21 protein-coding genes are annotated in these 20,920 nt (G+C 32.3%); 20 read left to right on the top strand and 1 reads right to left on the bottom strand.

Annotated features, from left to right (window positions below; genetic code table 11):
- The 3 genes from rsgA to HMPREF2629_RS08375 are packed head-to-tail and all read left to right on the top strand — an operon-like array spanning window position 1 to window position 2,166.
- Window positions 1-876, top strand: coding sequence for a ribosome small subunit-dependent GTPase A (gene rsgA, locus HMPREF2629_RS08385; RefSeq protein WP_070647568.1), 876 nt, complete (start codon window positions 1-3; stop codon window positions 874-876).
- The gene (gene rpe, locus HMPREF2629_RS08380) at window positions 876-1,520 is read left to right on the top strand and encodes a ribulose-phosphate 3-epimerase (protein ID WP_019835648.1); all 645 of its coding nucleotides are present in this window, start codon (window positions 876-878) and stop codon (window positions 1,518-1,520) included. The genes rsgA and rpe overlap by 1 nt, the downstream gene beginning before the upstream one ends.
- A 4-nt stretch (window positions 1,521-1,524) precedes the next feature.
- The gene (locus tag HMPREF2629_RS08375) at window positions 1,525-2,166 is read left to right on the top strand and encodes a thiamine diphosphokinase (protein WP_070647567.1); all 642 of its coding nucleotides are present in this window, start codon (window positions 1,525-1,527) and stop codon (window positions 2,164-2,166) included.
- Between the two features lie 51 nt (window positions 2,167-2,217).
- Here HMPREF2629_RS08375 and rpmB read toward each other — a convergent pair whose 3' ends face one another.
- Window positions 2,218-2,406, bottom strand: a complete 189-nt coding sequence (gene rpmB / locus HMPREF2629_RS08370) for a 50S ribosomal protein L28 (protein WP_002448748.1) — start codon at window positions 2,404-2,406, stop codon at window positions 2,218-2,220.
- Window positions 2,407-2,675: 269 nt separating this feature from the next.
- Here rpmB and HMPREF2629_RS08365 point away from each other — a divergent pair, with 269 nt between their 5' ends.
- The 17 genes from HMPREF2629_RS08365 (at window position 2,676) to rplS (ending at window position 20,800) form a co-directional block, all read left to right on the top strand.
- Window positions 2,676-3,050 (top strand): Asp23/Gls24 family envelope stress response protein, encoded by a 375-nt coding sequence (locus tag HMPREF2629_RS08365; protein ID WP_002448841.1) that lies wholly within the window; start codon window positions 2,676-2,678, stop codon window positions 3,048-3,050.
- Between the two features lie 14 nt (window positions 3,051-3,064).
- Window positions 3,065-4,723 (top strand): fatty acid kinase catalytic subunit FakA, encoded by a 1,659-nt coding sequence (gene fakA / locus HMPREF2629_RS08360; RefSeq protein WP_070813284.1) that lies wholly within the window; start codon window positions 3,065-3,067, stop codon window positions 4,721-4,723.
- Window positions 4,724-5,306: 583 nt separating this feature from the next.
- The gene (gene recG / locus HMPREF2629_RS08355; protein WP_070813283.1) at window positions 5,307-7,358 is read left to right on the top strand and encodes an ATP-dependent DNA helicase RecG; all 2,052 of its coding nucleotides are present in this window, start codon (window positions 5,307-5,309) and stop codon (window positions 7,356-7,358) included.
- Window positions 7,359-7,496: 138 nt separating this feature from the next.
- Window positions 7,497-8,066, top strand: a complete 570-nt coding sequence (gene fapR / locus HMPREF2629_RS08350) for a transcription factor FapR (protein ID WP_070813282.1) — start codon at window positions 7,497-7,499, stop codon at window positions 8,064-8,066.
- Entirely contained in the window at window positions 8,059-9,045 is a 987-nt protein-coding gene (plsX, locus tag HMPREF2629_RS08345) for a phosphate acyltransferase PlsX (RefSeq protein ID WP_017174580.1), read from the top strand. Before fapR ends, plsX begins: the two co-directional genes overlap by 8 nt.
- Window positions 9,038-9,964, top strand: coding sequence for an ACP S-malonyltransferase (gene fabD / locus HMPREF2629_RS08340; RefSeq protein ID WP_017174581.1), 927 nt, complete (start codon window positions 9,038-9,040; stop codon window positions 9,962-9,964). The genes plsX and fabD overlap by 8 nt, the downstream gene beginning before the upstream one ends.
- Window positions 9,957-10,691, top strand: coding sequence for a 3-oxoacyl-[acyl-carrier-protein] reductase (gene fabG / locus HMPREF2629_RS08335; RefSeq protein WP_017174582.1), 735 nt, complete (start codon window positions 9,957-9,959; stop codon window positions 10,689-10,691). The genes fabD and fabG overlap by 8 nt, the downstream gene beginning before the upstream one ends.
- A 126-nt stretch (window positions 10,692-10,817) precedes the next feature.
- Window positions 10,818-11,051 carry an acyl carrier protein gene (locus HMPREF2629_RS08330; RefSeq protein ID WP_001830184.1) on the top strand — a complete coding sequence of 78 codons (234 nt, stop codon included), beginning with the start codon at window positions 10,818-10,820 and terminating at the stop codon, window positions 11,049-11,051.
- 81 nt (window positions 11,052-11,132) lie between these two features.
- A complete protein-coding gene (gene rnc / locus HMPREF2629_RS08325) occupies window positions 11,133-11,864 on the top strand; it encodes a ribonuclease III (protein WP_002448736.1) in 732 nt (243 codons plus the stop codon).
- 69 nt (window positions 11,865-11,933) lie between these two features.
- Window positions 11,934-15,503 carry a chromosome segregation protein SMC gene (gene smc, locus HMPREF2629_RS08320; RefSeq protein ID WP_070813281.1) on the top strand — a complete coding sequence of 1,190 codons (3,570 nt, stop codon included), beginning with the start codon at window positions 11,934-11,936 and terminating at the stop codon, window positions 15,501-15,503.
- Window positions 15,500-16,729, top strand: a complete 1,230-nt coding sequence (gene ftsY / locus HMPREF2629_RS08315; RefSeq protein WP_017174584.1) for a signal recognition particle-docking protein FtsY — start codon at window positions 15,500-15,502, stop codon at window positions 16,727-16,729. The genes smc and ftsY overlap by 4 nt, the downstream gene beginning before the upstream one ends.
- On the top strand, window positions 16,716-17,048 hold the full coding sequence (locus tag HMPREF2629_RS08310) for a putative DNA-binding protein (RefSeq protein ID WP_017174585.1): 333 nt from the start codon (window positions 16,716-16,718) through the stop codon (window positions 17,046-17,048). The genes ftsY and HMPREF2629_RS08310 overlap by 14 nt, the downstream gene beginning before the upstream one ends.
- 20 nt (window positions 17,049-17,068) lie before the next feature.
- The gene (gene ffh, locus HMPREF2629_RS08305) at window positions 17,069-18,439 is read left to right on the top strand and encodes a signal recognition particle protein (RefSeq protein WP_049379516.1); all 1,371 of its coding nucleotides are present in this window, start codon (window positions 17,069-17,071) and stop codon (window positions 18,437-18,439) included.
- A 261-nt stretch (window positions 18,440-18,700) separates the two neighbouring features.
- Entirely contained in the window at window positions 18,701-18,976 is a 276-nt protein-coding gene (gene rpsP, locus HMPREF2629_RS08300; protein WP_002448807.1) for a 30S ribosomal protein S16, read from the top strand.
- Window positions 18,977-19,107: 131 nt separating this feature from the next.
- Entirely contained in the window at window positions 19,108-19,608 is a 501-nt protein-coding gene (rimM, locus tag HMPREF2629_RS08295) for a ribosome maturation factor RimM (protein ID WP_017174586.1), read from the top strand.
- Window positions 19,608-20,345 (top strand): tRNA (guanosine(37)-N1)-methyltransferase TrmD, encoded by a 738-nt coding sequence (trmD, locus tag HMPREF2629_RS08290; RefSeq protein ID WP_017174587.1) that lies wholly within the window; start codon window positions 19,608-19,610, stop codon window positions 20,343-20,345. The genes rimM and trmD overlap by 1 nt, the downstream gene beginning before the upstream one ends.
- Window positions 20,346-20,449: 104 nt before the next feature.
- Window positions 20,450-20,800, top strand: a complete 351-nt coding sequence (gene rplS / locus HMPREF2629_RS08285) for a 50S ribosomal protein L19 (protein ID WP_002448843.1) — start codon at window positions 20,450-20,452, stop codon at window positions 20,798-20,800.
- The last annotated feature ends 120 nt before the right edge of the window (window positions 20,801-20,920 follow it).

The following is a 20,920-nucleotide window of genomic DNA, read 5'->3' as shown; positions in this document are numbered from 1 at the left end:
TTGGAAACAGGACGTATTGTTAAACTAATTAGTGGAGTATATCAAGTAGATGTAGGTGGAAAAAAATATAATACTAAACCTCGTGGTCTTTTTAGAAAGAAAAAATTTTCTCCTGTAGTAGGAGATATCGTTGACTTTGACATTCAAAATGAAGATGAAGGTTATATTCACCACGTGCATGAACGCCACAATGCATTAAAGCGTCCTCCAGTAAGTAATATTGATGGTCTGATTATTGTAATGAGTGCGGTTGAACCTAATTTTTCAACACAATTGTTAGACAGATTTTTAGTGATTGCACATTCTTACAACTTATCTCCTAGTATATTAGTCACTAAAAAAGATATTGCTAGTGAAACGCAAATCAATCATATCGAAACAATACTAAATACATATAAGGAAATAGGATATTCTGTTCAATTTGTAGGTAAAGAAACTGATAAAGTTGATATTGTGAATACTTGGCCCAATGGTCTAATTGTGCTAAGTGGACAATCTGGTGTTGGAAAATCAACATTTATAAATACGTTTAAACCAGAATTAAATCTTGAAACCAATGATATTTCTAAATCACTTAATCGAGGCAAACATACGACAAGACATGTAGAGCTATTTGAAAGAGAAAATGGTTTTATAGCAGATACACCTGGTTTTAGTGCACTTGATTTTGATCATATTGAAAAAGATGATGTAAAGTATTACTTTAAAGAAATTAATACTTTTGGAAATGATTGTAAATTTAGAAATTGTAATCATATTAAAGAACCTAAATGCAATGTTAAACATCAATTAGAAAACAATAATTTAGCACAATTTCGTTATGAACACTATTTACAATTATTTAATGAAATTTCGAATAGAAAGGTTAGATATTAATGAGACACATTTTTCCTTCTTTATTATCAGTCGATTTTTTGAATTTAAAACATGAAATACAATTATTAGAAGAAGCGGGCGTTGACGGTCTACATTTTGATGTTATGGATGGTCAATTTGTACCTAATATATCAATTGGATTACCCATATTAGATGCAGTAAGATCAACTACACAATTACCAATTGATGTACACCTCATGATTGAGAATCCTGAAAACTATATTGAGACATTTGCAAAACATGGTGCAGACATGATTTCAGTCCATATTGAATCAACCCCTCATATTCATCGTGCTATTCAACTTATCAAAAGTCTAGATAAAAAAGCAGGTGTAGTAATTAATCCTGGCACCCCTGTAGATAGGGTCGTACCTGTTCTTTCCATGGTGGATTATGTTTTAGTAATGACGGTTAATCCTGGATTTGGTGGACAAACATTTATCGACATGTGTGCTTCAAAAATTAAGTTATTAAATGATTTGAAGTCATCTTTTAATTTAAATTTTGATATTGAAGTCGATGGCGGTATAAATGATAAAACGATAGATATTTGTGCAAAACATGGGGCTAACCTTTTTGTTACAGGTTCATACTTTTTTAACCATGATGATTATAAAACAGTGACTAAAATATTGAGAGGTTGAGATAATGAAAATTAATTTACTATGTGGAGATCGTCATTTACCACCTCATATTTTTTCAAAATTATCAACTGAACCTTGGGGTGGAATAGATCGTGGAACTTTAATTCTTTCTGAACACAGTATTGTACCTGCTTTTTCAGTGGGCGATTTTGACTCCGTCAATGATGAAGAAAGAGAAATTTTAAAAAAAACATTAAATATTCATCCAGTTAAAGCTGAAAAAGATGACACTGATTTAGCATTAGGCGTAGAACAAGCTATTCAAAAGGGATATACAGAAATAGATATCTACGGAGCAACGGGTGGAAGATTAGATCATTTTATGGGAACATTACAAATTCTTTTCAAGTCAGTCTATATAAAAAAAGAAATTATAATTAAAGTAATAGATAAGCAAAATGAAATCATGCTACTTAATACCGGAACACATCAACTTCATAAATCTGATAAATATCAATATGTTTCATTTATTCCAGTAAATGGAGAAGTGATATTATCTTTATCTGGGTTTAAATATAATTTAAATCATCAGCACTTAGAAATAGGCTCTACACTGACAATTTCTAATGAAGTCAATCGATCAATGGCAATTATCGAAGTTGAAAAAGGTCAAGTACTGCAAATGAGAAGTAGAGATTTAGAGTAATAAAAAAATGCCTTCACCACATATGAAGGCATTTTTAGTGCATTATATTTATTAAACTCTAGTAACTTTACCAGATTTTAAAGCACGAGCAGAAACCCAAACTTTTTTAGGTTTACCGTCAACTAAAATTCTAACTTTTTGAAGGTTAGCGTTAAATCTGCGTTTGTTCGCATTTAAAGCGTGTGAACGATTATTACCAGTCGTAGCTTTACGACCTGTTACGTAACATTGTTTACCCATCAAAGTACCTCCTTTAATAAATATAAATACACTTAACTACTTATATACTTAAATAAGATACCATATATCAATATTTAAAGCAATAAAATCATATGTAATTTATGTTAATTGTTTTGAAAATGTAAATCTATGGTATAATTAACTATTGTGGAGTTATTATAATATATTTTTATGTAGATTGGCTTATTTATAAAATAGTTATCTTTATCATATATGTATACATCATTTATTAAATATGATTTTAACCATAATTCAGGAGGATAATGAAGATGACATTAGAAATCTTAAATGACTATGGCAAAATTGATATCTCAAATGAGGTCATTGCTTCTGTTGTAGGAAGTAAAGCTGTAGAAAGTTATGGCATTGTTGGCATGGCATCTAGACAACAAGTAAGAGACGGTATTGCTGAAATATTAGGACATGAGAATTATGCTAAAGGCATTGTTGTTAAAGAAGATAATGGTGTGATTGATATAGATATGTACATCATTGTAAGTTATGGTGTCAAAATTTCTGAAGTAGCTAACAATGTACAATCATCAGTAAAATATACACTCGAAAGTTCACTTAATATTAAAGTGAATTCTATTAATATTTTTGTACAAGGTGTAAGACTTAATAACAAGGGCAAGAAGGTATAGGAGGACAAAGCACGATGATTAGCAAAATTAATGGTAAATTATTTGCCGATATGATTATACAAGGGGCACACAATTTATCTAATAATGCAGATTTAGTTGATTCCCTTAATGTATACCCGGTACCTGATGGTGATACAGGAACAAATATGAATTTAACAATTACCTCAGGTCGCGAAGAAGTTGAAAATAATTTATCTCAAAGTATTGGTGAATTAGGTAAAACTTTTTCTAAAGGACTTTTAATGGGAGCACGTGGTAACTCTGGTGTTATTTTATCTCAATTATTTAGAGGATTTTGCAAAAATATTGAAGATGAAAAGGAGATTAATGCTCAACAATTTGCTAGTAGTTTTCAAGCAGGTGTAGATACAGCTTATAAAGCAGTCATGAAACCAGTTGAGGGAACTATTTTGACTGTTGCCAAAGATGCAGCAAGTGCAGCTATGACTAAAGCAGAAGAAACAGATGACTGCATCGAAGTAATGGAATATACAATCGAAAAAGCTGAGCAATCTTTAAATAATACGCCAAATTTATTAGCAGTTTTAAAAGAAGTAGGCGTAGTGGATAGTGGCGGTAAAGGTTTATTATGTGTCTACGAAGGCTTTTTAAAAGGACTAAAAGGCGAAAAAGTTGAAGCTAACAAACAAAAATTAGACACAGAAGATTTGGTTCATGAAGAACATGATTTTCATGGGGTTATTAATACAGAAGATATTAAGTACGGTTATTGTACTGAAATGATGGTAAGCTTTGGAAAAGATAAAAAAGAATTTAATGAACAAACATTCAGAAATGATATGAGCGAATTTGGTGATTCATTATTAGTTATTAATGATGATGAAATAGTTAAAGTCCATGTACATACAGAAACACCAGGTGAAGTGTTCAATTATGGACAACAATATGGTGAACTTATTAAATTAAAAGTAGAAAATATGCGTGAACAACATCGTGAAGTAATTAGAAAAGAACAAAGTCATCAACAAGCAACAGCTTCGCAACAACCTAAAACAGTTGAAACAGCAGTAATTGCCATTTCAATGGGTGAAGGTATCTCTGAGTTGTTCACTTCAATGGGTGCGACACACATTATTAGTGGTGGGCAAACAATGAATCCTTCTACAGAGGATATTGTTAAGGTGATTGAACAGTCTGAATGCCAGCGTGCAATTATCTTACCAAATAACAAAAATATTAGAATGTCTAGTGATCAAGCAGCACAACTTGTTAAAGCTGACACAGTAGTCATTCCAACTACATCTATTCCTCAAGGTATTGCAGCACTTTTCCAATATGATGTTGCATCTACGTTAGAAGAAAATGCGTCTCATATGAATACAGCGTTAGAAACAGTTAAATCTGGATCAATTACATTTGCTGTCAGAGATACTAAGATTGATGGTGTAGATATTAAAAAAGATGAATTTATGGGATTAGCTGAAAGTAAAATTGTGACTAGTAATGCAGATGAATTTAAAACTATTACTGGCTTATTAAGTACATTGTTAAATGAAGAAAGTGAAATATTAACAGTGATAACTGGTGAAGATGCACAATCTGATATGACAACTCAATTAGAAGAATGGATAGAAAATGAATATCCAGATGTTGAAATAGAAATCCATAAAGGTGATCAACCAATTTATCCATATTTATTTGCTGTAGAATAAAGTGAGATTTAATAGTGGGAGTGATAACGATGAAATAATTGTCGTTGTCACTCCCCATTTTATATTTAAGAAAAGTATTGAAAAATATGACAATGGAGAGCTTAATTTAATAGATTTTTCAAGACATAATGACCAATCAATATATAGTAAAATAGAAAGATATGCTATCAGTAATGAACTGTAAAATAGAGGAAGATATAACAATTAAGAAGATATCTAATACTCAAAGAGTGATTAAAAATATCATATAATTCAACAGTAATAATAACTGGGAATATATGTATAAATCGTTCTTGATTTGGACCTTGATGAAATATAAAATATTTCGTACTTCTAAAATTTAAATAAGATGAAGAGCTAATGCAAAATCAATTAAAATAGATTGAAACATTGTAGGATCTCTTTTTATTGGTTAAGTATGATAATTGATATTAGTGTTAAAAGTGAATGTTGTACGTTTATACGTTTAAATGAAGCGAGTGATATTCATTTGTCGAGTGAGCTATAGTAAGATGGTATCACTAAATATTTATAATAAACGTGATAAAATATAAATAAGATTAAAAATATTAGGTGAGAAATAATGTCGAAAGTTAGTTTAATTGAAAGTCCATATCCGCTTCAATCTATAAAAGGACTTGGACCAAAGAGAATTGCTTTACTACATGAATTAAACATTCACACAATAGAAGATTTAGTGTTATATTTACCAACACGTTATGAAGATAATACTGTCGTAGATTTAAACTTAGCTGAAGATCAATCTACTGTGACAGTAGCAGGAGAAATTTATTCTGTACCCACGGTAGCCTTTTTTGGCCGGAATAAATCAAAATTAACTGTCCATTTAATGATTGATAATATCGCAGTTAAATGTGTATTTTTTAATCAACCGTATTTAAAAAAGAAAATTGAGTTAAATCAAATAGTAACAATAAAAGGTAAATGGACTCGTGCTAAACAAGAAATTAATGGCAATCGTATTTTTTTTAATGACACTCATACCTCTACTGAAGAAGTGAGATTAGAACCGGTATATCGACTTAAAGAAGGTATTAAACAAAAACAGATGCGTGATATGATTCATCAATCTCTTAATGATGTCACTATACATGAATGGATTACAGAGGAATTAAGAAAAAAGTACAAATTGGAATTACTAGATTATACTATTAAAACGTTACATCTACCTAAAGATAAACAAGCGCTTATGCGTGCGAGACGTACATATGCTTTTACTGAATTATTTATGTTTGAACTACGTATGCAATGGTTAAATCGCTTAGAAAAAGCTTCAGATGAAGCCATTGAAATTAATTATGATATTAATAAAGTAAAGTCATTTATCCAGTCGTTACCTTTTGAATTAACAGATGCACAGAAATCGAGCGTTAATGAAATATTTAGAGATTTGAAAGCGCCAATACGCATGCATCGTTTATTACAAGGTGATGTTGGGTCAGGGAAAACAGTTGTAGCAGCAATTTGTATGTATGCACTCAAAACTGCTGGTTATCAATCTGCACTGATGGTACCTACAGAAATTTTGGCTGAACAACATGCAAACAGTTTAACAGAACTTTTCGGTGACCATATGAATGTGGCTTTATTAACTGGATCGGTAAAAGGAAAAAAAAGACGTGTATTGCTAGAACAATTAGAGAATGGAACGATCGATTGTTTAATTGGTACACATGCATTGATTCAAGATGATGTACAATTTAAAAATGTAGGGTTAGTGATTACTGATGAACAGCATCGTTTTGGTGTGAATCAACGTCAATTACTAAGAGAAAAAGGTGCTATGACCAACGTATTGTTTATGACTGCGACGCCTATACCGAGAACGTTAGCCATTTCAGTATTTGGAGAAATGGATGTGTCCTCAATTAAACAACTACCTAAAGGTCGAAAGCCAATTATTACACATTGGGCGAAACATGAACAGTATGACCAAGTGTTAGCTCAAATGACAAGCGAACTAAAAAAAGGACGCCAAGCCTATGTGATTTGTCCACTAATTGAAAGTTCTGAACATCTAGAAGATGTACAAAATGTTGTTGAACTTTTTGAGTCACTACAAGAATTTTATGGTAAAACACATGTAGGTTTATTACATGGGAAAATGTCAGCAGACGAAAAAGATGATGTAATGGCACGTTTTAGTCATCATGATATTGATATCTTAGTGTCGACAACCGTAGTTGAAGTAGGCGTTAATGTTCCTAATGCTACATTCATGATGATTTATGATGCTGATCGCTTTGGATTATCTACATTACATCAACTTAGAGGTCGTGTTGGACGTAGTGAACATCAAAGTTATTGTGTATTAATTGCATCACCTAAAACAGAAACTGGCATAGAAAGAATGACCATTATGACACAAACTACAGATGGATTTGAATTAAGTGAACGTGACTTAGAAATGAGAGGCCCTGGTGATTTCTTTGGAGTTAAACAAAGCGGGTTACCAGATTTTATGGTTGCTAATATAGTAGAAGATTATCGTATGCTAGAAGTAGCTCGTGATGAGGCTGCAGAACTCATTCAATCCGGGGAGTTCTTTACTGAGAAATATGAACGTTTAAGAGCATTTATCAACGACCATTTACTTAACATAAGTTTTGATTAACATCAGTAAACTGATATTTAATTCAAATTATTTATTATATGAACATGTAATATTTGTTGAGGATAATAAATAGAAAGTGTTATGATATGTGAGGAATGATTAAGACTTGGTACTAAAATATTTAAAGGGGAGGAAAGTATGAAATTAAAAAAAACAGAACGTCGTCATGAGATTATGAAGGCGATTAATGAAAACCCCTTTATTACGGATAGTGAATTGTGTGAATTATTCAACGTAAGTATTCAAACTATCCGTCTGGATCGCACACAACTTAATATTCCTGAATTACGTAAACGTATTAAATCTGTAGCTAAACAAAATTATGAATATATCAAAGGATTGGAAGCTAATGAAGTGATTGGGGATCTTATTCAAGTTAAACCTAATTATTCTGCCCAATCTATTATAGAAATTACAGAAGAGTATGTGTTTCAAAAAACACGTATTGCACGGGGGCATATTTTATTTGCTCAAGCTAATTCATTATGTGTAGCCCTAATACATAACTCTACTGTGTTAACTCAAGAAAGTAATTTGAAATTTATTGAAAAAGTAAAGTTGCATGATAATGTTAGAGCAGAAGCAACCGTAATCAATAGAACAAATCGACATTATGATATAAAAGTGGAATCTTTTGTAAAAGATACACGCGTTTTTACAGGCATATTTAAAATGTTTTATATAAGTGAGGATGAAAACCATGGTTAAAATTGCTGTAGATATGATGGGTGGCGACAATGCACCAGGAATCGTATTAGAAGCTGTAGAAAAAGCAATCAATGATTTTAAAGATTTAGAAATTATTTTATTTGGTGATGAAAAACAATATACATTAAATCATGAGCGTATAGAGTTTAGACATTGTTCAGAAAAAATTGAGATGGAAGATGAGCCTGTACGTGCCATTAAAAGAAAAAAAGACAGTTCAATGGTACGCATGGCAGAAGCGGTTAAATCTGGTGAGGCAGATGGCTGTGTATCTGCTGGTAATACAGGTGCTTTAATGTCAGCAGGGCTATTTATCGTCGGACGTATTAAAGGCGTAGCTAGACCAGCACTTGTTGTCACATTACCTACTATCGATGGTAAAGGATTTGTCTTTTTAGATGTTGGAGCCAATGCAGATGCAAAACCTGAACACTTATTGCAATATGCACAGCTAGGTAATATTTATGCTCAAAAAATTAGAGGTATTCAACAACCTAAAATATCATTGTTGAATATCGGAACTGAACCAGCAAAAGGAAATGCTTTGACTAAAAAAACATATCAATTATTAAAAGATGAAGCGACTATTCGATTTAATGGAAATATTGAGGCTAAAACATTGATGGAGGGTGACACAGATGTAGTTGTCACTGATGGTTATACTGGAAATATGGTACTAAAAAACATCGAAGGTACTGCTAAATCAATTGGAAAAATGTTAAAAGGTACACTATTAGCTAATTTAAAAAATAAGCTTGCTGCGGCGATATTGAAAAAAGATATCAGTAAGTTTGCGAAAAAATTAGATTATGCAGAATATGGTGGATCTGTTCTTTTAGGGTTAGATGGTACTGTAGTAAAAGCACATGGCAGTTCAAATGCACGTGCATTCTATTCTGCAATTCGACAAGCTAAAATTGCTGGTGATGAACAAATAGTAAAAATTATGAGAGAAACGGTAGGTAGTGACAATGAGTAAAACTGCAATTGTTTTTCCTGGACAAGGTGCACAAAAAGTCGGAATGGCTAAAGATTTATATCAAGTTAATAAAGATGCGACTTCTATTTTAGAATTAGCGCAAACAACGGTTGATTTTGATTTATTAGAAACGATGTTTACAGATAAAGAGGAAAAATTAGGAGAAACTGAGAATACTCAACCTGCATTGTTAACACATAGTATTGCATTACTAAAAGCACTAAACCATATAGATGCTGACTATACAATGGGGCATAGTCTAGGTGAATATTCAAGTTTAGTGGCTGCTGGTGTACTAAAATTTGAAGATGCAGTGAAAATTGTGCGTAAGCGTGGCGAATTAATGACTCAAGCTTTTCCAAATGGTGTAGGAAGTATGGCTGCTGTTTTAGGGCTAAGTTATGAAGAGGTAAATGAAATTTGTAAAGAAATTTCATTTGGAGATCAATTAATTGAACCTGCCAATATTAATGCACCAGGTCAAATCGTTGTATCTGGGCATAAAGCGCTGATTGATAAATTAACTAAAGAAGGAAAATCTTTAGGTGCGAAGCGTGTGATTCCTTTAGCAGTATCAGGTCCTTTCCACTCTTCAATGATGCAAGTAATTGAAGAGAATTTCGCTTCATTTATTGATCAATTCACTTGGAATGATGCTCAATTTCCTATCGTTCAAAATTACAATGCTCATGGAGAAACAAAAGCAGAAACGATTAAACAAAATATGGTGAAACAACTCTATTCACCAGTACAATTTATTAAATCGACAGAATGGTTAATAGACCAAGGTGTGGATCATTTTATTGAAATTGGACCTGGTAAAGTATTATCTGGTTTAATTAAAAAAATTAATCGAGATGTTAAAATTACATCGATTCAAACATTAGAAGATGTGAAAGGATGGAATGAAAATGACTAAAAGTGCATTAGTAACTGGTGCTTCTAGAGGAATTGGACGTAGTATTGCATTGCAATTAGCAGAAGATGGATTCAATGTAGCAGTTAATTACGCGGGTAATAAAGAAAAAGCAGAAGCAGTGGTTAAAGAAATTAAAGAAAAAGGCGTAGAAAGTTTTGCAATACAAGCAAATGTTGCTGAAGGTGATCAAGTCAAAGTTATGATTAAAGAAGTTGTAAATCAATTTGGCTCTTTAGATGTTCTTGTAAACAACGCAGGTATTACAAAAGACAATTTATTAATGCGAATGAAAGAGCAAGAATGGGATGACGTTATTAATACTAACTTAAAAGGGACATTTAATTGTATTCAAAAAGCTACGCCACAAATGTTACGTCAACGTAGCGGTGCTATTATCAATTTATCTAGTATTGTAGCGGCTATGGGTAATCCTGGACAAGCTAATTATGTTGCGACAAAAGCAGGTATTGAAGGACTGACAAAATCAAGTGCACGTGAACTTGCTTCACGTGGTATTACTGTTAATGCAGTTGCGCCTGGGTTTATCGTCTCAGATATGACAAATGCATTAAATGAAGATCTTAAATCACAAATGTTGGAGCAAATTCCATTATCACGTTTTGGAGAAGATAAAGATATTGCCTATGCAGTGTCATTTTTAGCATCTGATCGTGCAAAATATATTACAGGTCAAACGTTATCAGTTAATGGTGGCATGTATATGTAATATATACGTCATGTATTTAAAAGGATAAATAGTCATTATCCTTTTAATAAATACTTGTGTTTTAGCCCTTAAAATGGGAAAATATAATAGTCTATGGATAGACACTTTTAAAGGAGGTGAATCGACGTGGAAAACTTCGATAAAGTAAAAGATATCATCGTTGACCGTTTAGGTGTAGACGCTGATAAAGTAACAGAAGATGCATCTTTCAAAGATGATTTAGGCGCTGACTCACTTGATATCGCTGAATTAGTGATGGAATTAGAAGACGAATTTGGTACTGAAATTCCTGATGAAGAAGCTGAAAAAATCAACACTGTTGGTGATGCAGTTAAATACATCAATAGTCTTGAAAAATAAAAACTTACATCTGAGTCGTCGTCATGATGGCTCAGATTTTTTTCATAGGACATCAATAACATGAACGGAGGTTTATCAATCATGCACCCGAAACAATCAGAAATGATTAAAGATTTTCAATATCAATTTGATAAAAAAATGAAGATGCTTGGTCTTAGTTATACTCATTTAGATGTGTACCAACAAGCGTTTTCGCACTCTAGCTTTATTAATGATTTTAATATGGATCGATTAGCTCATAACGAGCGTTTAGAATTTTTAGGAGATGCGGTATTAGAATTGACGGTTTCACGTTACCTTTTTGACAAATATCCTAATTTACCAGAAGGAAATTTAACTAAAATGAGAGCGACAATCGTATGTGAACCCTCACTTGTAATATTTGCAAATAAAATTGAATTAAATCAACTCATTTTACTTGGAAAAGGTGAAGAAAAAACAGGTGGTAGAACAAGACCTTCATTAGTATCAGATGCTTTTGAAGCGTTTATTGGGGCTTTATACTTAGACCAAGGCTTAGAAGTAGTCTGGAAGTTTGCTCAAAAAGTCATTTTTCCATATGTAGAACATAATGAATTAATTGGCGTGGTCGATTTTAAAACACAATTCCAAGAATATATTCATAGTCAAAGTAAAGGTGATGTGACGTATCATTTGATTAAAGAAGAAGGTCCAGCACACCATCGCTTATTTACATCTGAAGTGATTTTAGAAAATAAAGCAATCGCAAAAGGACAAGGCAGAACAAAAAAAGAATCTGAACAAAAAGCAGCTGAAAGTGCTTATCATAAGTTAAGAGATGAGAACAAATAATAATGAACGCATTTCATATATTATCTTCTTTTCAACAAGAATGAGTATGAATGAATTAAGGAGAAGAGTATGGTTTATTTGAAATCTATAGATACCGTTGGCTTTAAGTCATTTGCAGATCGTACGAATGTACAGTTCGATAAAGGCGTGACAGCAATTGTTGGTCCAAATGGTAGTGGGAAAAGTAATATTACTGATGCGATTAAATGGGTTTTAGGAGAACAATCTGCTAAGTCGCTTCGTGGCTCTAAAATGGAAGATATTATTTTCTCAGGGGCAGAACATCGTCAAGCACAAAATTATGCAGAAGTACAATTAAAATTAGATAATTCTACAAGAGAATTGCAGATTGAGGCTGATGATGTGATTGTAACACGTCGTCTTTATCGTAGTGGAGAAAGCGAATATTATTTAAATAATGATAGGGCACGTCTACGCGATATTACAGAGTTATTTTTAGATTCTGGTCTAGGAAAAGAAGCGTTTAGTATTATTTCACAAGGTAGAGTAGATGAAATTTTAAATGCTAAACCTGTTGACCGACGTCAAATCATAGAAGAATCAGCGGGTGTTTTAAAGTATAAAAAAAGAAAAACGGAATCTTTACAAAAGCTTGGTCATACAGAAGATAATCTATCTCGAGTAGAGGATATTTTATATGATTTAGAAGGGCGTGTTGAACCCCTAAAAGCAGAAGCATCTATTGCTAAAGAATACTTACAATTATCAAAAGAGATGGAGCATAGTGATGTTGTTGTAACTGTACACGATATTAATCAATATGATGAAGAGAATCGTCAACTCGATGAACGATTGAATCATCTAAAAAGCCAACAAGCTGAAAAAGAAGGTCAACAAGCTCAATTAAATCAATATTTACAAAAACAAAAAACGCAACGTCAAAAACTTGAAAGAGATACCGACCACACTAATATAGATTTAATTACTACAACTGAGGAATATGAAAAATTTATTGGAAAATTAAATGTACTTGAAGAGCGAAAAAGAAATCAATCAGAAACGAATGCACGATTTGAAGAAGAATTAGATAATTTACAGTATGAATTAAAGAATGTTCAAGATGAAAGAGAACTTTCTGTAGAACAAGTATCTAAACTTAAAAAACAGCATCAATCGCTTAATAAAGAGATTAAACAGTTAGAATCAAAACTTAATCTTACAGATGCACAACATGATGAAAAATTAGAAACTATTAAAAATGAATATTATGAATTAATGTCTGAGCAATCTGAAGTGAATAATGATATTCGTTTTTTAGAACGTACTATTCAAGAAAATGAAACTAAAAAAACACGTCTCGATGCAAGATTAATAGAAGTATTTGATCAACTTAAACATATTCAAAATGACATACATCAAACAGAACAAGCGCATACTACTATATCACAAAAAATGAACATAACAGAGAAAGACATGCGTGACGTTGAAGATCGTTTATCTGAAGCAAAACGTATAGAAGCGACATATGAAGATAAGTTATATCAAGCTTATCGATATACTGATAAAATGCGCGTGCGTATGGAAAGTTTAGAAACACAAGCAGAAGACTATTCCTACTTTTTTAATGGAGTAAAACATATATTAAAAGCAAAAGAGAATACTTTAAGTGGTATTCATGGTGCAGTAGCTGAAGTCATCAAGGTACCATCAAAATTGACACAAGCGATTGAAACAGCGTTAGGAGCCTCATTACAACACATTATTGTAAATAATGAAAAAGATGGTCGCCAAGCGATAAAATTTTTAAAACAACGAGGATTAGGAAGAGCAACATTTTTACCACTAAATGTAATTAGAGCAAGAAGTTTATCTCATCATATTCAAAATGTAGCTCGAAATTTTGATGGTTTTATTAATATTGCATCGGAAGCGGTTGAAGTTAATCAAACGTATCAAGCTGTGATAGATAATTTGATGGGTACTACAATTATAGTGGAGAATCTTAAAATTGCGAATGAACTTGCAAGAGCGATTCAATATAAAGCGCGAATCGTTACCTTAGAAGGAGATATCGTTAATCTAGGAGGAGCAATGACAGGTGGCGGAATGCGTCAATCAAAAAGTATTTTAGCTCAAAAAGATGAATTGGCAACAATGAAAACACAATTAAACGACTACGAAGAGAAAACAAAAGAATTCGAACAACAATTGCAAAAGCAAAAAGAGAAAGTTGAGACATTAAGTAATAAGTATGTAGAGTTAAGCCAACAATATCATCAATTAAAAGATACCGCTCACGAAGAAACATTGACTTTAGATCGATTGAAAAAACAAGAAACACATATAAAAAGTGAACATGAAGAATTTGAATTTGAGAAAAATGATGGCTATCAAAGTGAAAAAAGTCGTCACACATTAAAGCAACAACAATTGCGTTTATCTGAAATTCAAGAGCAACTAAAACAACTTGAAAATGACATAGAGGTATATTCCAAACTCTCTAAAGAAGGTAAAGAAAATGTATCGCAAGTTGAAAAAGAATTAAATCAAAAACGTTCTGATGTTGCAGTCGTTAAAGAAAAAATAAGTCATCAAATTATGTCATTGGAAAGAATAGATAAGCAACTTGCACAAATTAACCAACAAATCATTGCAACTAAAGAGAAAATAGAATTATTTAATTCTGACGATATGATGGGCGAAAAAGCATTTCAACAACTTCAATCAAGTATCCAAGATAAAGCGTCTCAACGTGATAAATTAAAACAAAAACTTGATACTTTAAAAGAACAGAAAGATTCTATAAATGAAGATATTGAAATTCATGAGTACAAACTCGAACAATGCCATCAAGATTTATTATCTATTGAAAGTTTTTATCAAGATATTAAGGCCCAACAGTCTAAATTAGATGTTCTTATTAATCACGCAATGAATCATTTAAATGAAACGTATCATCTTACACTTGAACGTGCGAGAGAAACTTATCAATCAGATGTTCCAATAGAAACATTAAGAAAAAAAGTAAAATTAACTAAGATGTCAATTGAAGAATTAGGTTCAGTTAATGTTAATGCTATTGAACAATTTGAAGAATTAAATGAACGTTATACATTTTTGAATGAACAGAGAAATGATTTAAGAGAAGCAAAACAGACTTTAGAACAAATCATTGATGAAATGGATCAAGAAGTAAAAGATCGTTTCAAAGCTACATTTTTTGAAGTACAAGATTATTTCACAACTGTCTTTCAATCACTTTTTGGTGGTGGTCATGCCAAGTTAGAGCTTACGGATGATGATTACTTGTCTGCAGGAGTAGATATTATTGTTCAACCACCAGGTAAAAAATTACAAAATCTTTCTTTATTAAGTGGTGGCGAACGCGCATTAAGTGCTATTGCATTACTGTTTGCTATTTTAAAAGTAAGATCAGCACCATTTGTTATACTAGACGAAGTGGAAGCAGCTTTGGATGAAGCTAATGTTATTCGTTACGCACAATTTTTAAATGATTTATCGGAAAAAACACAGTTTATTGTCATTACGCATAGAAAAGGTACCATGGAGTATTCGGATCGTTTATATGGTGTTACAATGCAAGAGTCAGGCGTTTCAAAATTAGTAAGTGTAAATTTAAATACAATAGATGAGGTTATGAAGGAGGAAAATGCATGAGTTTTTTCAAACGACTAAAAGATAAATTTTCTACAAAGTCGACTGAAGATATTGAAAAGGAATTAACGGAAGATGAGGAATTAGATCAACCATCAACAAAAGACAATGAACAAGAAAATGAAGAACCTGCACCAAAAAAGAAAAAACCACGTAAATTAAGCGAAGCTGACTTTGACGAAGATGGGTTAATTTCAATTGAAGATTTTGAAGAAATTGAAGCTCAAAAAATGGGAGCGAAGTTTAAAGCAGGTTTAGAAAAATCAAGAGAAAACTTCCAAGAGCAATTAAATAACTTGATTGCACGTTATAGAACTGTAGATGAAGATTTCTTCGAAGCTTTAGAAGAAATGTTGATTACTGCGGATGTAGGTTTCAATACGGTTATGCAATTAACGGATGAATTACGTACAGAAGCACAACGTCGTAATATCAAAGAAACTGAAGGTTTAAGAGAAGTTATCGTTGAAAAAATTGTAGAAATTTATCACCAAGAAGATGATCATTCAGAAGCAATGAACATCGAAGATGGCCGATTAAATGTCATTTTAATGGTTGGGGTCAATGGTGTAGGTAAAACTACAACGATTGGTAAATTGGCACATCGTTATAAAATGGAAGGTAAAAAAGTTATGTTGGCTGCTGGTGATACTTTCAGAGCAGGTGCAATTGAACAATTACAAGTTTGGGGCGATCGTGTAGGCGTAGAGGTAATCAGACAAAGCGAAGGTTCTGATCCTGCAGCAGTGGTTTATGATGCAATCAATGCGGCTAAGAATAAAGATGTAGATATATTAATTTGCGATACAGCAGGTCGTTTACAAAATAAATCAAACTTAATGCAAGAATTGGACAAAATGAAACGAGTCATTAGTCGTGCTGTTCCAGATGCACCCCATGAAGCATTATTATGTTTAGACGCAACCACTGGTCAAAATGCACTATCACAAGCACGTTCATTCAAAGAAGTAACCAACGTTTCAGGGATTGTGCTCACTAAATTAGATGGCACAGCAAAAGGTGGTATTGTACTTGCGATTCGAAACGAATTGCATATTCCAGTAAAATACGTTGGTTTAGGTGAAAAACTAGATGATTTACAACCATTTAATCCTGAAAGTTATGTATATGGATTGTTTGCTGATATGATTGAGCAAAATGATAATATCCCTGATGAAATGCAAAGCTTAACAGATAATAATGAGGAACACCAAAATGGGGAAAAATGATTTAGTTAAAACGTTAAGAATGAATTATCTATTTGATTTTTACCATTCTTTGCTTACTGAAAAACAAAAGAATTATCTTGAGTTATTTTATCTAAATGATTACTCATTAAGTGAAATTGCTGAAACGTTTAAAGTGAGTAGACAAGCGGTTTATGATAATATAAGAAGAACTGGCGATTTAGTAGAAGACTATGAAACTAAATTAAAGTTATATGAGAAATTTGAACAACGTCAAATGATTTATAACGAAATGAAACAATCTATTCATGATACTAAAAAACTGGAACATTTAATCCAAAAATTAGAAGAACTAGAATAATTTATAAGGAGGTTGTTAATATGGCATTTGAAGGATTATCCGATCGTTTACAAGCCACGATGCAAAAAATTCGCGGTAAAGGTAAAGTAACAGAAGCGGATATTAAAACAATGATGCGTGAAGTTAGATTAGCATTGTTAGAAGCCGATGTTAACTTCAAGGTAGTCAAAGACTTCGTTAAAACAGTTTCCGAACGTGCTTTGGGATCAGACGTTATGCAGTCTTTAACACCTGGACAACAAGTTATAAAAATAGTACAAGATGAATTAACACAATTAATGGGTGGAGAAAATACATCTATTAAAATGGCTAATAAGCCACCCACAGTTGTAATGATGGTTGGTTTACAAGGGGCAGGTAAAACAACTACCGCTGGTAAATTGGCATTGTTAATGCGTAAAAAATATAATAAAAAGCCAATGTTAGTAGCAGCCGACATATATCGTCCAGCTGCGATTAATCAATTACAAACAGTAGGTAAACAACTTGATGTACCTGTTTATAGTGAAGGTGATCAAGTTAAACCACAACAAATTGTAGATAACGCATTAAGATATGCTAAAGAAGAACATTTGGACTTTGTAATTATCGATACTGCGGGACGTTTACACATTGATGAAACATTAATGAATGAATTAATTGATGTTAAAGAAATCTCAAAACCAGATGAAATTATGCTTGTTGTAGATGCGATGACAGGACAAGATGCTGTGAACGTTGCGCAATCATTTGATGAGCAATTGGATGTCACTGGTGTGACTTTAACTAAATTAGACGGAGATACTCGTGGTGGTGCGGCACTTTCTATTCGTGCAGTAACACATAAACCAATTAAATTTGTTGGTATGAGTGAAAAAATGGATGGTTTAGAATTATTCCATCCAGAGCGTATGGCATCTCGTATACTAGGTATGGGTGACGTATTAAGTCTTATCGAAAAAGCGCAACAAGATGTGGACCAAGAAAAAGCTAAAGATTTAGAAAAGAAAATGCGTGAGTCCTCATTTACATTAGATGACTTCTTAGAACAATTGGATCAAGTGAAGAATTTAGGACCACTGGATGATATTATGAAAATGATTCCAGGTATGAATAAAATGAAAGGTTTAGATAAGCTAAATATGAGCGATAAACAAATTGACCATATTAAAGCTATTATTCAATCAATGACACCTAATGAAAGACAAGATCCAGCAATTTTAAATGTTTCAAGAAAGAAACGTATAGCAAAAGGCTCAGGCCGTTCATTGCAGGAAGTGAATCGTTTAATGAAACAATTTAATGATATGAAAAAAATGATGAAACAATTTACGGGTAATGGTCGTAAAGGTAAAAAAGGTAAACGTAGCCAAATGGAAAATATGTTAAAAGGCATGAATTTACCATTCTAAAAAGTAATGAAAGCGGAATAACATCCTAAGTGTTATTCCGCTTTTTCATAAATAAGTAAAGGAACGCATGTACATTGGCACATACATAACTAAAATGAATAAAGGTAAGCTCTAGTTAAAGCTAGTACATAATCAAATCTACAATTTATTTCATAAATCTAGATTTGGTAAAGAAAAAAGTCTTTACAAAGTTGGAGGTTCCTGTTATTATTATTTCTTGTAGAAAATAAAAATTAAAAGATTTAAAGGAGAGTTTTATAAATGGCAGTTAAAATTCGCTTAACTCGTTTAGGTTCAAAAAGAAATCCATTCTATCGTATCGTTGTAGCTGATGCGCGTTCACCACGTGATGGTCGTATCATCGAACAAATCGGTACTTACAATCCAGCAAGTGTAAATGCACCAGAAGTTAAAATCGATGAAGAATTAGCTTTAAAATGGTTAAAAGACGGTGCAAAACCAACTGATACTGTTCACAATATCTTATCAAAACAAGGTATTTTAAAAACATTTGATGAACAAAAACGTTCAAAATAATTGATAATAATATCAATATCATATAATAACAGGTCTGTGGCATAAGGTATGTCACAGGCTTTTATTATATTCTCACTTTATAAGAAACATGTTAATATGTATAAATAAACGACTATGTAAGGAGGATAAGGATGCAAGTAGAAGTAGGACAAATTGTAAATACACATGGGATTAAAGGAGAAGTAAAAGTAAAATCTAATTCTGATTTTACTGATACACGTTTTCAACCTGGAGAAGTCCTTATCGTGAATCACCACCATAATGAAATAGAAATGACTATTACATCATATCGTATACATAAAGGATTTCACATGCTTAAATTTGAAGGTATTAATAATATTAATGACGTCGAACAATATAAAGGCGACTACTTATTCCAAGAACGTGATCATGAGGATATTGAATTGAATGAAAATGAATTTTACTATTCTGATATTATTGGGTGTACGGTTTTTAATAATGATACACCAATTGGAAGAGTCATTAATATTTTTGAAACAGGTGCCAATGATGTATGGGTTGTTAAAGGTGACAAAGAATACCTTATTCCATATATAGCAGATGTCGTTAAAGAAGTAGATGTTGAACATAAAACAATTCGTATTACGCCAATGGAAGGATTATTAGAATAATGAAAATAGATTACCTAACATTATTTCCAGAAATGTTCGACGGCGTTCTAAATCATTCGATTTTGAAGCGTGCGCAAGATAAAAATATTATTGAAGTTAATACTGTAAACTTTAGAGATTACGCTGAAAATAAACATAATCAAGTGGATGATTATCCGTATGGTGGCGGTCAAGGAATGGTTTTAAAACCAGAACCAGTGTTTAATGCAATGAAAGATTTAAAACGTACTGATAAAACGCGTGTCATTCTCATGTGTCCTCAAGGACGACCATTCTCTCAAGCAATTGCTGAAGAATTGAGTGAAGCGGAACATATTGTATTTATTTGTGGACACTACGAAGGATATGACGAAAGAATTAGAGAAAATTTAGTAACCGATGAAATTTCAATGGGGGATTATGTATTGACTGGTGGAGAATTACCAGCTATGACTATGACTGATGCTATCGTTAGATTAATTCCTGGAGTACTTGGTAATGAACAATCCCATCAAGATGATTCTTTCTCCGATGGTTTACTTGAATTCCCACAATATACACGTCCAAGAGAATATAAAGGTATGACTGTACCTGACGTATTATTATCTGGAAATCATGCAAATATAGAAAAATGGCGACATGAACAAAAATTAATACGTACTTTGCATAAACGTCCGGACTTACTAGAAAAGTATCAATTAAGTGACAAGGATAAAGAATTTTTAGAAAGCTATAAAAACCAATTGAAAAACAACTAGGAGTATGCTAATATATATCAAGTGTGAAAAGACACTAAAAATCACTATGATCCGCTGCTATATGAATGTCTAGGCAAGAACATAGGTTGAAGGAGAGTATAAAAATGAGTAATCATAAGTTAATCGAAGCAGTTACAAAATCACAATTACGCACAGACTTACCAACTTTCCGTACTGGTGACACTTTACGTGTACACGTACGTATCGTCGAAGGTTCACGTGAACGTATCCAAGTTTTCGAAGGTGTTGTAATTAAACGCCGCGGTGGAGGAATTTCTGAAACTTTCACAGTTCGTAAAATTTCTTCAGGTGTAGGTGTGGAACGTACATTCCCATTACACACTCCAAAAATCGAAAAAATCGAAGTTAAACGTCGCGGTAAAGTACGTCGTGCTAAATTATACTACTTACGTAGTTTACGTGGTAAAGCTGCAAGAATTCAAGAAATTCGCTAATCAGTATATAGAAAACTATACTAAAAAATGGGTAAGTTAATACGCATTTAAAAAAGAGTCTTGGATATAAAGTTCCAAGATAAGTAAAAAAAGACAATTTCTATTGAAATAATATAGAAA

The organism is Staphylococcus sp. HMSC034C12 (assembly GCF_001835895.1).
GTDB lineage: Bacteria > Bacillota > Bacilli > Staphylococcales > Staphylococcaceae > Staphylococcus > Staphylococcus hominis.
Note: the sequence above shows the minus strand (reverse complement) of the source record. Positions and strands in the feature narration are given on the sequence as shown.